Source organism: Agromyces salentinus (assembly GCF_009749395.1).
Classification (GTDB): Bacteria; Actinomycetota; Actinomycetes; order Actinomycetales; family Microbacteriaceae; genus Agromyces; species Agromyces salentinus.
Map to the genome: position 1 here is coordinate 424,719 of NZ_WBIR01000001.1, position 12,865 is coordinate 437,583.

Below are 12,865 nucleotides of genomic sequence, written 5' to 3' on the forward strand. Positions count from 1 at the left end.
CCGTCGGTCGAGAAGCGCTGGCTGTCCTTGTCAACTCTGACCGGACCGGGCGCCGGGTTGTGACGACATCCGGACATTCCGTCGAGATTCCCGGGACGACCGGCCCGGCGCCGACGGGTGCGCGAGGCCCGGCCGTCGGTCCCGCGCACCCGGCCCCTGCCCGCGGCGGTCTAGGCGGCGGCTCGATCCTCGGTCACGCCGCGGATGGCGTCGAGGATGGTGGCGGCGACCGCTTCGGGCTGCGAGACGCTGATCGCGTGCGAGGCCCCGGCGATCTCGGTCGACCCGCGGGAGCCGGCGCGTTCGGCACCGGCACGGTGCACCGCAGCGGGGATGTTGCGGTCCTCGCTGCCGAATACGTGCCAGGACGGGCGGTCCTTCCACCCCGGCGTCGGCGCCTGCACGGCGTCCTTCAGGGCGGACTCGGTCACGGGGCGCTGGGTCGCGCCCATCAGGCCGGCGACCTGCACGGGCACGTCGGCCGCGAACTGGTCGCGGAACAGCGGGCGGCGGATGACGAGCTCCACGCCTCCGGTCGAGATGGGGTGCGCATCGAGCGCGTCGCCGAGCGTCGACCCCGGCTCGCTCGCGGAGAGGGAGAACGCGCTGTCGCCCGGCTCGGGCACGAAACCGGCCGCGTACACCAGGCCGACGACCTGGTCGTTGCCGGCGGATGCCTCGCTGATGACGAGGCCGCCGTACGAGTGGCCGACGAGCACGACGGGCCCGTCGACAGAGGCGATCACGTCGCGAACGCACGCGGAGTCTCCGGCGAGGCCGCGGAGCGGGTTCGCGACCGCCACGGAGGTGATGCCCTCGGCGTAGAGCGCCGCGATGACGCCGTTCCAGCTCGCGGACTCGGCGAATGCGCCGTGCACGAGCACGACGGTCGGCTTCTGATCTGACATGACTGTTCCCCTTCTCGAGATCACCCCCACCCGGTGCGGACGCGATACCAACTCAGACCGGGGAACGCTGCTCGCTGTGACGGGCGCGGCGGCGCGGCATCCGTCGGCCTCATCCCGTCACAAGTCCGGGGGCTGCCCGGTCAACGCTCACGACAGGCTCGGCCGAGTCGTGAGAGAAGAGCGGGAACACCGGGTTTCAGGCGGCCTCTTCGGAAGGTTGCGCCAAGCAGAGCACGGCTGGTCCCACCCGCCGCCGAGATCCTGTCGCAGCCCGCGATCGAACCGAGGAGGACCTGATGGATGAACGAGATGACATCGACCGGCCGTCGGCTGACGCCGAAGCCGAGATCGAGGTGCATCACCGTCCCGAGGATCACGTCTACGCCGCGGTCATCGCGGGCAGACAGGTCGCGAGCTTCCGCTACGACGTGGTCGGAGGCCGGATCGTCGTGCTCACCACGACCGTCGTCCCCGAGTTCCGCGGGCGGGGCATCGCCCCCGACCTCATCGCCGATGCGCTCGACGACCTCCGTGGGCTCGGCCTGCCGATCACGGTACGGTGCCCCGTCGTGGCGGCGTTCATGGCCCAGAACCCGCAGTACGCGGATCTGATGACCATCGAGGGGGAGATCGCCTAGGTGATCTCCCCCTCGATGGCGGCGGCTCAACGCCCTCACCGGCTCAGCGCCCGGGCCCCTGGGCGAGCTGGTGCGGAACCGCCCGGTCGGCGACGGCGGACCTCGAGCCGGGCTCGAACCCGGTGCGGCGCTTCGCGTCCCGGATGCCGACCGCGGAGACGACTCCGCCGATGATCATGGCCACGGCCGACGACGCGACGAGTCGGTGGAAGCTGTCGAGGTCGATCGTCGCGGATCCGCCGAGGGTCGCGGCGAGCGCGACGGCGATGAGGCCGGCGATTCGAGAGACGGCGTTGTTGGTCGCCGAGGCGATGCCCGAGTGCGTCGAGTCGACCGCACCGAGAATGGTCGCGGTCAGCGGCGCCACCGTGACGGCCATGCCGAGCCCGAAGACGAGCACGGCCGGAAGCACCTGCGTCAGGTAGGAGGCGTCGTCGGTGATGGCGAGCATCAGGGCGAACCCGCCGCCCGCGATGACCGGGCCCGCGCCCATGAGCAGGCGGGCCCCGACGCGCCCGCTCAGCCGCCCGACGTACGCGGACAGGCCGATCAGCACGAGGCTCGAGGGGATCATCGCGAGGCCGGCCATCGTCGCCGAGTAGCCGGCGCTCTGCTGGAGGAAGACCGCCAGCGCGAAGGTGCCCAGCGAGAGTCCCCCGTAGACGAAGAAGGTCGCGACGTTCCCGACGGTGAAGTTCCGGGCGCGGAAGATCCCCATCGGCAGCATCGGCTGCGCGGTCCGCAGCTCCCACAGGACGAACCCGACGAAGCTCGCGACCCCGACGAGGAGCGCGGCGATGATGATCGGCGAGTCCCATCCGAACCTCGCGTGCTCGATGAGCACGAAGACGGGGAGCCCGAGCCCGGCGACGCCGAGCAGGGCTCCGACGACGTCCACTCGGGCGCCGGGCGATCGCGGCGGATCCTCCGCGAGCCGATGCGCGAGTGCCACGGCGAGCGCGATCGGCAGCACGTTGACGCCGAAGACCCATCGCCAGGACAGCGAGTCGACGAGCACCCCGCCGAGCGCGGGTCCGGCGATGGTGGCGATGCTCGTGAACGCCGTCCAGTTTCCGATCGCGCGACCCTGCCGGTCCGCCGGGAAGGCATCGAGGATGAGGGCGAGCGAACTCGGCACCAGGAGGGCGCCGAAGACGCCCTTCAGGCCCCGCACGAGGATGAGCGTCTCGACGGTCGGAGCGATCGCGCAGGCCACGGAGGTGAGGCCGAAGCCGATGAGTCCGGTCATGAGCACGCGCTTGCGGCCGAACACGTCGGAGAGCGACCCGGCGAGCAGGATGAAGGCGCCGAGGCTCAGGAGGTACGCGTCCACGACCCACTGCTGGGACGAGAGCCCGCCACCGAGGTCGGCGCTGATCGCCGGCAATGCGACGTTCACCGCGCTCCCGTCCAGGAACGCGGCGAACGACGCGAGGATGGCAACCACCAGCACCGCGCGCTGCGGCGCGGTCGTCCATCTGGCCATCATCATCGCTCAGGCGCGGCCGAGGGCCTTGCGGAGCACGTGCACCGCCTGCTCGACCGCCGCGGTCACGGCTGCCGAGGGCCGCAGCGGGTTCAGCATCATGAAGTCGTGCAGGGTGTCGTTGTAGCGCACGCTCGTGGTGCGCACGCCCGCCTCGACGAGTCGCCTGGCGTAGGCCTCCCCCTCGTCGCGGAGCACGTCGTTCTCGTCGGTGATCAGGAACGCCTCGGGGAGCCCCGTGAGCTGCTCGGTCGTCGCCCGAAGCGGTGAGGCCGTGATGTCGCTCCGCTTCGCGACATCCGGCTGGTAGCAGTCCCAGAACCACGCCATGGCGGCCGCGGTCAGGTACGGGCCGTCGGCGAACTCCCGGTAGCTGGCGGTGTCCTGGGCGGCATCCGTCACCGGGTAGTACATCGACTGGTGCACGAACGAGACGTCGCCGCGCTGCTTGGCGAGGATCGCGACGGCCGCCGTCATGTTGCCGCCGACCGAGTCGCCGGCCACCGCGAGTCGTGCCGCGTCCAAGCCCTTCTCCACCCCGGCACGGGTGATCCACTGCGCGGTCGCGTAGGCCTGCTCGATGGCGACCGGATGCTGCGCCTCCGGCGAGCGGTCGTACTCGACGAACACCACCGCCGCATCGACGCCGACCGCGAGCTCGCGCACGAGCCGGTCGTGGGTCGCGGCATTGCCGATGACCCAGCCGCCGCCGTGGATGTAGAGGATCGTCGGCAGCAGCCCCGTCGAGCCGACCGGCTTCACGATGCGCACCTGCACGTCGCCGACCTCCGCGGCAACGGTGATCCACTCCTCATCGACGTCGGGCTTGTCGATCGGGGCGGCCTGCAGGTCGTCGAGGACCTTCCGGGCGCCGTCGGCGCCGAGCTGGTAGAGGAACGGGGGCGTGAAGGTGGCGTCGGCGATGGCCTGGGCCTCGGGGTCGAGCGTGTGCGCGTGCATGATCGTGCCTTTCGTGTCGGCGGTGAGGAGCGGGCATCCCGCGGATGCTCCGTGCCATCTACGACCGGGCCGCTCGCTCCGCTGTGACAGGCGCATTCGAGCGGATGCCGTGTCTTCGGCGCCGTCACACGGACACGCCCTGCCCGGTCGAAGCTCATGACCGGTCCATCCGGAACGGGCCTGACCGCCTCCCGTTGCACGAAGGAGCACACCATGAGCGCACTTTCTCAGCTGACGCCACTGCGACACGTCCGAACGGCACACCTCGACGTCGCGTACGTCGAGGCGGGCCCGGCGGACGGCTCGCCCGTGCTCCTGCTGCACGGGTTCCCGTACGACATCCACAGCTACGTCGACGTCGCGCCGATGCTGGCCGATGCGGGGTTCCGCGTCATCGTGCCCTACCTGCGTGGACACGGCGACACGCGATTCCTGGATGCTGCCGTCCCCCGCACCGGGCAGCAGGCCGCGCTCGGGCAGGACCTCATCGAGCTCATGGACGCCCTCCGTCTTCCGCGCGCCATCCTCGCGGGGTACGACTGGGGCGGGCGCGCCGCCTGCGTCGTCGCCGCGCTCCGGCCCGAACGTGTCAGCGCCCTGGTGTCCGTCAACGGCTACCTCATCCAGGACATCAGCACGTCGATGCAGCCGATCCGGCCGGAGCTCGAAGCCGGCTTCTGGTACTTCTTCTACTTCCTCACCGAGCGCGGCCGAGCGGGCCTCGCCGCCGACCGGCGGGGCATCGCCGAGGTGATCTGGCGCCGCAACTCACCCGACTGGCGATTCAACGACGCCGAACTCGACCGCGCCGCAGCCGCGTTCGAGAACCCCGACTACGTCGACGTCGTGATCCACTCGTACCGGCACCGGCTCTTCCACGTGCCAGGGGCGCCCGAGTACTCCCGTCTCGAGGCCCAGCTGGCGCAACTCCCCTCGATCAGCGTGCCGGCCGTCACGCTCGACGGACTCGCCGACGGCAACTTCCCGGCGCGCGACGCCGCGACCGCCGGGGTGCGCTTCACCGGCCCCTACGAGCACCGACAGGTACCGCACGCCGGCCATAACCTCCCGCAGGAGGCGCCGCTCGCCTTCGCCGACGCGATCCGCAGCGCGGCGGCACTCGCCGGCCTGCCTTCGCCCGCGGCGTCCCTGTTCTCCTCACAACCGTGAGCGCGACGGCGCCTACTCCTGAGGGGGCGCGCACTGTACTCCCGTCGACGGCACCTGTGAAGTCCCTCGGCCGCCCGGTCTCCGCGTGCCTATCGTGGGCGGCATTCGGAGCCGAGGGTGCCGCTCGGGAGCGCGGCCCGCTCATCCAGAGGAGGAGTCATGGGAGTGAAGACAGTGGTCGCCGTCGGCGCCGTCGGCGTGGCCGCGGGCCTGGTGGCGAGGACGCTGGTCCGGGAGAAGCGGGACACCGACGGTGACGGTCGGCATCCCGACGGCTGGAAGGCGGTCACGATCTTCGGCGATTCCGCGGCCTTCACCGAGAACGGTTATCCGGCGCCGTTGCAGCGGCTCGCGGAGATGCTGGAGATCCGTATCGACCGGGCACCCGGCGACAGGGGATTCGAGGTGCACGCCCGCCGACGTGACGGCGCCGACCTCTCGGCCGTGATCGGCGACGAGAATCCCCGTCAGGCGCTGCGGGTCGCGCTGCGCGACGCGAAGCAGGTGTTCGAGACCGGCGAGATCCTGCGTGCCACTCCGCGCCCGCACGGGAAGCGGCCGAGCACCCCCTTCGGGGCCGCCGTCGACATGGCAGAGGACGAGGCGAAAGGCGAGGGTGTGCTGTGAAGGCGCTGTGCTGGACCGGGGTCAACAAGCTCGCGGTCGAGAAGGTGGACGACCCGAAGATCCTCAACGCCCACGACATCATCGTGCGCGTGACGCTGACCACCTCGTGCGGGTCCGACCTGCACCTGCTCGGCGGCTACGTTCCGACGATGCGAGGCGGGGACGTGCTGGGTCACGAGTTCATGGGCGAGGTCGTCGAGACCGGCTCCGCCGTGACGAGGCATCGGGTCGGCGACCGCGTCGTGGTGTGCTCGTTCATCAGTTGCGGGAAGTGCTGGTACTGCCGGAACGAGCTGTACTCGCTCTGCGACAACGGCAACCCCAACGCCGGCATCCCGGAGATGCTGTGGGGGCAGGCGCCGGGCGGGTGCTACGGCTACTCCCACGCGCTGGGCGGGTGGGCCGGCAGCCATGCCGAGTACATCCGGGTCCCGTACGCCGACCAGGGCGCCTTCGCGATTCCTGACGGCGTGAGCGACGAGCGGGCGTTGTTCGCCTCCGATGCCGCTCCCACCGGCTGGATGGGTGCAGACCTGGGCGGGGTCAAGGCCGGCGACACCGTGGCGGTCTGGGGCGCGGGCGGCGTCGGGCAGATGGCGGCGCGAGCCTCGCTGCTCCTCGGCGCGGAACGCGTCATCGTGATCGACCGCTACCAGGAGCGCCTGGCCCAGGTCGAGCAGGTGATCGGCGCCGAGACGATGAACTACGAGACGAGCGAGGTCCTCGCCGAGCTCCGGGAGATCACCGGAGGGCGCGGGCCCGACGTGTGCATCGAAGCCGTGGGCATGGAGGCGCACAGCAATCGGCTCGATTTCGCCTACGACCAGATCAAGCAGCAATTGCGGCTCCAGACCGACCGCCCCACCGCCGTGCGGGAGGCGATCTTCGCCGCGCGCAAGGGCGGGAGCGTCTTCGTGCTCGGGGTCTTCGGCGGCTTCGTGGACAAGTTCCCGCTGGGGCCCATCATGAACAAGGGCCTCACCCTCCGGTCCGCGCAGCAGCACGGGCATCGCTACATCCCCATGCTGCTCGAGCGGATGTCCCGGGACGAACTCAGGACCGAGCACCTGGCGACCCACATCATGCCGCTCGAGGACGGGCCGGAGGGTTACGCGATGTTCAAGGACAAGACCGACGGGTGCGTCCGAGCCGTGTTCCAGCCGTAGGCACCGGGGTCACGAACGACGCCCTCGGTCAGCGGGGCTCGTCAGCGACGGCTCCCGTGCTATCGATCGAGTGGCGCGAGTACTGGCTCACCCAGAGGCCGGCGACGGGTTCGATATCAGCGTCGTGTGTGAATCCGAGAGCTTCATAGAGGGCGCGAGCGGGCGCATTCTCACGTCCGGTCGCCACGATGGTTCGCGGCTCGAGTGACATGACTTCGGTCACCAGGGAAGATCCGAGACCCCTTCGGTGATATCTCGGATCGATCATGAGACGGTCGATGTCAACCGCCCCTCCCTCTACCGAGTACCCCAGGGCGCCAGCGATCCGGTCGCCATCGAAGGTCACCACCCAGTGCAGCTTCGCGGATACGAGATCCTGCAGTGATTCATGCAATGGCGGGATTCGGTCGTCACCGATGAGCGCGGCCTCGACCCGGTACGCGTGTCGCTGAAGTTCCAGCAGATGCGGAGCCAAGCCGGCGACTTCGTCGGCCCGAAGCGTGCGTGTGATCATGACCTCCGATCTTGGCAGGCCGCTCGAACATGCCGCCGCAGACCTGCCTCTCGAGTACAACCTGCGGCTGTCCGCTTCGGTCAGGATGCAACCATCAAGCCGACGAAGTCTCCAATCAGTGGCACGAGCGCGGCAAGCAGACACAGATACGACAAGACGAGTCCCGCACTCGACGCCGCGCCGGGGCTAGAAGTCCCAGTCCTCGTCTTCGGTCGAGACGGCCTTGCCGATGACGTACGACGAGCCCGACCCCGAGAAGAAGTCGTGGTTCTCGTCGGCGTTCGGCGAGAGCGCCGAGAGGATGGCCGGGTTCACGTCGGTGACGGTCTTCGGGAACATCGCCTCGTAGCCGAGGTTCATGAGCGCCTTGTTGGCGTTGTAGTGCAGGAACTTCTTGACGTCTTCGGTGAGGCCGACGCCGTCGTAGAGGTCCTGCGTGTACTGCACCTCGTTGTCGTAGAGCTCGTACAGCAGCGAGAACGTGTAGTCCTTGATGTCGTCGCGCTCCTCCTGCGAGACCTTCTCGAGGCCCTTCTGGAACTTGTAGCCGATGTAGTACCCGTGCACGGCCTCGTCGCGGATGATGAGGCGGATGAGGTCGGCCGTGTTGGTGAGCTTCGCCCGCGACGACCAGTACATCGGCAGGTAGAACCCCGAGTAGAAGAGGAAGCTCTCGAGCAGCGTCGAGGCGACCTTGCGCTTCAGCGGCGAGTCGCCCTGGTAGTACTCCATGACGATCGAGGCCTTCTTCTGAAGGTTCTCGTTCTCGACCGACCAGCGGAACGCGTCGTCGATGTCCTTCGTCGAGCACAGCGTCGAGAAGATCGACGAGTAGCTCTTCGCGTGCACCGACTCCATGAACGCGATGTTCGTGTAGACGGCCTCTTCGTGCGGCGTGATCGCGTCGGGGATGAGCGAGACCGCGCCGACCGTGCCCTGGATGGTGTCGAGCAGGGTCAGGCCCGTGAACACCCGCTGGGTGAGGATCTGCTCATCACGCGTCAGCGTGTTCCACGACTGGATGTCGTTGGACAGCGGGATCTTCTCGGGCAGCCAGAAATTGTTGACCAGGCGGTTCCAGACCTCGAGGTCCTTGTCGTCCTGGATGCGGTTCCAGTTGATCGCCTGCACGTGGTCGACGAGCTTGAGCTTCTCGGGAGTCATCGCTTCATTCTCTCTAGAAATTTGATGCCTGATGAGGTGGCAATTACAACATGCAGGAGACGCACTCTTCGAGGTTCGTCCCCTCGAGGGCCATCTGACGCAGGCGGATGTAGTAGATCGTCTTGATCCCCTTCTTCCATGCGTAGATCTGGGCCTTGTTGATGTCGCGCGTCGTCGCCGTGTCCTTGAAGAACAGCGTGAGCGAGAGGCCCTGGTCGACGTGCTGCGTCGCCGCGGCGTACGTGTCGATGACCTTCTCGTAGCCGATCTCGTAGGCGTCCTGGTAGTACTCCAGGTTGTCGTTCGTCATGAACGCGGCCGGGTAGTAGACGCGACCGAGCTTGCCTTCCTTGCGGATCTCGATCTTCGACGCGATCGGGTGGATCGACGCCGTCGAGTTGTTGATGTACGAGATCGACCCGGTCGGCGGCACGGCCTGCAGGTTCTGGTTGTAGATGCCGAACTCCTGGACGGACGCCTTCAGCGCCCTCCAGTCCTCCTGCGTCGGGATGTGCACGTTCGAGTCGGCGAAGAGCTGCGTGACCCTGGCGGTCGAGGGCACCCACGCGGCATCCGTGTACTTGTCGAAGAACTCGCCCGAGGCGTACTTGGACTCGGCGAACCCGTCGAAGGTCTCGCCGCGCTCCTTCGCGATGTTGTTCGACGCACGCAGCGCGTGGAAGAGCACCGTGTAGAAGTAGATGTTCGTGAAGTCGATGCCCTCTTCGCTGCCGTAGAAGATGCGCTCGCGGGCGAGGTAGCCGTGCAGGTTCATCTGGCCGAGGCCGATGGCGTGCGACTTGTCGTTGCCGTCTTCGATCGAGCGCACCGAGGTGATGTGGCTCATGTTCGACACGGCGGTGAGGCCGCGGATGGCGGTGTCGACCGTCTTGCCGAAGTCAGGCGAGTCCATGGTGAGGGCGATGTTCAGCGAACCGAGGTTGCAGCTGATGTCCTTGCCGATCTCGTTGTACGAGAGGTCCTCGTTGTACGTGGTCGGCGTGTTCACCTGCAGGATCTCGCTGCAGAGGTTGGACATGTTGATGCGGCCCTTGATCGGGTTCGCCTTGTTCACCGTGTCCTCGAACACGATGTAGGGGTATCCGCTCTCGAACTGGATCTCGGCGAGGGTCTGGAAGAACTCGCGCGCGTTGATCTTCGTCTTCTTGATGCGCGGGTCGTCGACCATCTCGCGGTACTTCTCGGTGACCGAGATGTCGCCGAACGGCTTGCCGTAGACGCGCTCGACGTCGTACGGCGAGAAGAGGTACATGTCCTCGCCGTTCTTGGCGAGCTCGAACGTGATGTCGGGCACGACGACGCCCAGCGAGAGCGTCTTGATGCGGATCTTCTCGTCGGCGTTCTCGCGCTTGGTGTCGAGGAAGCGCATGATGTCGGGGTGGTGCGCGCTGAGGTACACCGCGCCGGCACCCTGGCGGGCACCCAGCTGGTTCGCGTAGCTGAAGGAGTCTTCGAGGAGCTTCATCACGGGGATGATGCCCGAGGACTGGTTCTCGATCTGCTTGATCGGGGCGCCGGCCTCGCGGATGTTGGAGAGCGAGAGCGCCACGCCGCCGCCGCGCTTGGAGAGCTGCAGGGCGGAGTTGATGCCGCGCGAGATCGACTCCATGTTGTCTTCGATGCGCAGCAGGAAGCAGGACACGAGCTCGCCGCGCTGCGCCTTGCCCGTGTTGAGGAACGTCGGGGTGGCCGGCTGGAAGCGGCCGCCGATGATCTCCTCGACCAGGTTGACGGCGAGCTGCTCGTCGCCCTGCGCGAGGCCGAGGGCGGTCATGACGACGCGGTCCTCGAAGCGCTCGAGGTAGCGCTTGCCGTCGAACGTTTTGAGCGTGTAGCTCGTGTAGTACTTGAACGCGCCGAGGAACGTCTCGAAGCGGAACTTCTTCGAGTACGCGAGGTCGTTGAGCTTCGTGATGAACTCGAACGAGTACTGGTCGAGCACGGCCTGCTCGTAGTACTCCTTCTCGACGAGGTAGTCGAGCCGTTCCTTCAGCGAGTGGAAGAAGACGGTGTTCTGGTTGACGTGCTGGAGGAAGTACTCGCGCGCCGCCTCTTTGTCCTTGTCGAACTGGATCTCGCCGTTCGGGCCGTAGAGGTTCAGCATCGCGTTGAGCGAGTGGTAGTCCATTCCCACGCGCGGTGCGTCGATCACGGCTACACCGCTGTCAGAAGCTGCTGCGTTGACCAAAATTCGTCCAATCCCTCGTTGACGGCGTTCACGTCGTCAGGTGTTCCGAATACTTCGAAGCGATACATGAGCGGCACATGGCATTTGGCCGCGATGATGTCGGCGGCCAGGCAGTAGCCCGTGCCGAAGTTGGTGTTGCCTGCGCCGATGACCCCGCGGATCAGCGACCGGTTGTGCGCGTCGTTGAGGAAGCGGATGACCTGCTTGGGCACGGCGCCGTTGCCGTCGCCCCCGCCATAGGTCGGGAGGACCAGCACATAGGGCTCGGATGCCACGAGCGGAGCGTCCTTCGCGTGGAGCGGGATGCGATCCGCCGGCCGTCCGAGCTTCTCGATGAAGCGCGCGGTGTTGCCCGACACGCTCGAGAAGTAGACCAGGTTCGTCATGCTTCGCGCGCTCCCTTCTCGTTCCGGTCTCGCTCTGCTGAGCTCACGGCGATCGAGGGGTGGCGGATCAGCCCAGGCGCGAGGCGAGCTCAGCGATCTTGTCGGGGCGGAAGCCCGACCAGTGGTCTTCGTCGGTGATCACGACGGGGGCCTGCAGGTAGCCCAGTTCCTTGACCTGCGCGAGCGCGGTCTCGTCAGTCGAGACGTCGAGCACCTCGTACTCGATGCCCTTGCTGTCGAGCGCCCGATACGTGGCGTTGCACTGGACGCAGGAAGGCTTGGTGTAGACCGTGACCGTCATGTTCTCCCCTGTTCTTCTCGGGCTCCGGAGGAGCCCACCCCCGTGGTTTTCTTACGCCTTCAATACTACATCTAGTGTCTGGCGAACTGAACCGCCACAACATGCTGTAGTTACATCACTGTAGTTTTCCACCGCTTCATCCACAGTCCATCCCCAATCGGATGCCCCGGTGACCCGCGGATTCCCGCGGCACCAGCCGAGGTTATCCACAGGCCGCCCCCGCGCCGATTTCCCGCTTGTGGATGGATCCCCGGGCGTGTCGCCCGAATTCGCACGGTGTGGACGACACGACACTTGGGGGGTCCGTGAGGTCGCGACCCCTACATATGGTGTTGTCCCTCCATGCTGCCACCACCCACCGACATCGCCGCGGGGGCTGGGCGCGTGTCGCCGGCACCGCCTACGCTGGAGCCGTTCGGACGGCTCGACCGGCCGCCCCGAGCGGATGGAGGCCATCGATGACCGAGTTCGTGACGAGTGCCGACGGCACGCGCATCGCCTTCGACCGCGTCGGCTCAGGCCCGCCGGTGATCCTGGTCGGCGGTGCGATGCAGTTCCGCGGCTTCGATCCGGCGACCGTCGCGCTCGCCGATGCACTCGCCGAGCACGGCTTCGACGTCGTGCACTACGACCGGCGCGGCCGCGGCGAGAGCCCCGCCCGCGAGCCGATCACGCTCGCCCAGACGCTCGACGACCTGCGCGCCCTCGCGGATCTGCTCACCGAGGGCGCCGACGACGCCGTCGCCCTCTTCGGCAACTCCTCCGGCGGGGCGATCGCCCTCGCTGCCGCGGCCGCCGGGCTTCCGGTCTCGGCGCTCGTGCTCTTCGAGGTGCCGCTCGACGAGGAGCGGGGCACCGGCGGCGGCGAGTTCCTGGCCGGCCTGCGCGAGCGCATCCGCGGCGGCGATGCCGATGCGACGGTCGAGTACTTCATGAAGGACATGCCCCCCGAGTGGCTCGCCGGCGCGCGGGCGAGCGGCGGATGGCCCGTCATGACCGCGATGGCCCCGAGCCTCGAGCCCGACGCCGAGGCCCTCGCCTGGACCCAGTCGGCCCCGCGCGCCGAGCTCTGCGCCGAGGTCCACGCTCGCACCCTCGTCCTCGTCGGCTCGGAGACGCAGCCCCTCATGGTCGCGGCCGCCGATTCACTCGTCGCGGGCCTCCCCCGCGCCGAGCGGCGCGAGCTCGCGGCATCCGACCACCGCTGGGATCCGAAGCAACTGGCCTTGGCCATCGCCGGGTTCCTGGTCGACTGAGCGCGCCCCGTCGGTCGCCGGGCGGCGCCCGTGACGCCGTGCTCTTCCGGGCGATCGCAGATGGCGCGGGATGTGCGATT

The 12,865-nt window shown here is 67.9% G+C and carries 13 protein-coding genes; 5 read left to right on the forward strand and 8 right to left on the reverse strand.

Going from position 1 to position 12,865, the window contains the following annotated elements; genetic code table 11:
• Positions 1 to 170 precede the first annotated feature (170 nt).
• On the reverse strand, positions 171 to 908 hold the full coding sequence (locus GQQ95_RS02055; protein WP_157425952.1) for an alpha/beta fold hydrolase: 738 nt from the start codon (positions 906 to 908) through the stop codon (positions 171 to 173).
• 296 nt (positions 909 to 1,204) lie between these two features.
• On the opposite strand from GQQ95_RS02055, the gene GQQ95_RS02060 reads away from it, so the two are divergent.
• Positions 1,205 to 1,546: a GNAT family N-acetyltransferase gene (locus GQQ95_RS02060; protein WP_157425953.1), complete on the forward strand. Its 342-nt coding sequence runs from the start codon at positions 1,205 to 1,207 to the stop codon at positions 1,544 to 1,546.
• A 43-nt stretch (positions 1,547 to 1,589) separates the two neighbouring features.
• Here the strand turns inward: GQQ95_RS02060 and GQQ95_RS02065 are convergent, their stop codons facing one another.
• Both GQQ95_RS02065 and GQQ95_RS02070 read right to left on the reverse strand, forming a co-directional pair.
• Entirely contained in the window at positions 1,590 to 3,038 is a 1,449-nt protein-coding gene (locus tag GQQ95_RS02065; RefSeq protein WP_157425954.1) for a DHA2 family efflux MFS transporter permease subunit, read from the reverse strand.
• A gap of 3 nt (positions 3,039 to 3,041) precedes the next feature.
• On the reverse strand, positions 3,042 to 3,992 hold the full coding sequence (locus GQQ95_RS02070) for an alpha/beta hydrolase (RefSeq protein WP_157425955.1): 951 nt from the start codon (positions 3,990 to 3,992) through the stop codon (positions 3,042 to 3,044).
• Between the two features lie 213 nt (positions 3,993 to 4,205).
• Here GQQ95_RS02070 and GQQ95_RS02075 point away from each other — a divergent pair, with 213 nt between their 5' ends.
• The 3 genes from GQQ95_RS02075 to GQQ95_RS02085 all read left to right on the forward strand — a co-directional run bounded on the left by GQQ95_RS02075 (position 4,206) and on the right by GQQ95_RS02085 (position 6,955).
• The gene (locus GQQ95_RS02075; RefSeq protein ID WP_212275220.1) at positions 4,206 to 5,162 is read left to right on the forward strand and encodes an alpha/beta fold hydrolase; all 957 of its coding nucleotides are present in this window, start codon (positions 4,206 to 4,208) and stop codon (positions 5,160 to 5,162) included.
• A gap of 174 nt (positions 5,163 to 5,336) precedes the next feature.
• Positions 5,337 to 5,789, forward strand: coding sequence for a hypothetical protein (locus GQQ95_RS02080; protein WP_157425957.1), 453 nt, complete (start codon positions 5,337 to 5,339; stop codon positions 5,787 to 5,789).
• Positions 5,786 to 6,955, forward strand: coding sequence for a zinc-dependent alcohol dehydrogenase (locus GQQ95_RS02085; protein ID WP_157425958.1), 1,170 nt, complete (start codon positions 5,786 to 5,788; stop codon positions 6,953 to 6,955). Before GQQ95_RS02080 ends, GQQ95_RS02085 begins: the two co-directional genes overlap by 4 nt.
• A gap of 28 nt (positions 6,956 to 6,983) precedes the next feature.
• Here the strand turns inward: GQQ95_RS02085 and GQQ95_RS02090 are convergent, their stop codons facing one another.
• The 5 genes from GQQ95_RS02090 to nrdH all read right to left on the reverse strand — a co-directional run bounded on the left by GQQ95_RS02090 (position 6,984) and on the right by nrdH (position 11,529).
• Positions 6,984 to 7,469, reverse strand: a complete 486-nt coding sequence (locus tag GQQ95_RS02090) for a GNAT family N-acetyltransferase (protein WP_157425959.1) — start codon at positions 7,467 to 7,469, stop codon at positions 6,984 to 6,986.
• 186 nt (positions 7,470 to 7,655) lie between these two features.
• Positions 7,656 to 8,633 (reverse strand): class 1b ribonucleoside-diphosphate reductase subunit beta, encoded by a 978-nt coding sequence (nrdF, locus tag GQQ95_RS02095; protein WP_157425960.1) that lies wholly within the window; start codon positions 8,631 to 8,633, stop codon positions 7,656 to 7,658.
• 43 nt (positions 8,634 to 8,676) lie between these two features.
• The gene (gene nrdE / locus GQQ95_RS02100) at positions 8,677 to 10,782 is read right to left on the reverse strand and encodes a class 1b ribonucleoside-diphosphate reductase subunit alpha (RefSeq protein WP_157426141.1); all 2,106 of its coding nucleotides are present in this window, start codon (positions 10,780 to 10,782) and stop codon (positions 8,677 to 8,679) included.
• 26 nt (positions 10,783 to 10,808) lie between these two features.
• Complete coding sequence (gene nrdI / locus GQQ95_RS02105; protein ID WP_157425961.1) at positions 10,809 to 11,228, reverse strand: class Ib ribonucleoside-diphosphate reductase assembly flavoprotein NrdI; 420 nt, start codon at positions 11,226 to 11,228, stop codon at positions 10,809 to 10,811.
• A 67-nt stretch (positions 11,229 to 11,295) separates the two neighbouring features.
• On the reverse strand, positions 11,296 to 11,529 hold the full coding sequence (nrdH, locus tag GQQ95_RS02110; RefSeq protein WP_157425962.1) for a glutaredoxin-like protein NrdH: 234 nt from the start codon (positions 11,527 to 11,529) through the stop codon (positions 11,296 to 11,298).
• A 458-nt stretch (positions 11,530 to 11,987) separates the two neighbouring features.
• Here nrdH and GQQ95_RS02115 point away from each other — a divergent pair, with 458 nt between their 5' ends.
• Positions 11,988 to 12,785: an alpha/beta fold hydrolase gene (locus GQQ95_RS02115; protein ID WP_170296928.1), complete on the forward strand. Its 798-nt coding sequence runs from the start codon at positions 11,988 to 11,990 to the stop codon at positions 12,783 to 12,785.
• The last annotated feature ends 80 nt before the right edge of the window (positions 12,786 to 12,865 follow it).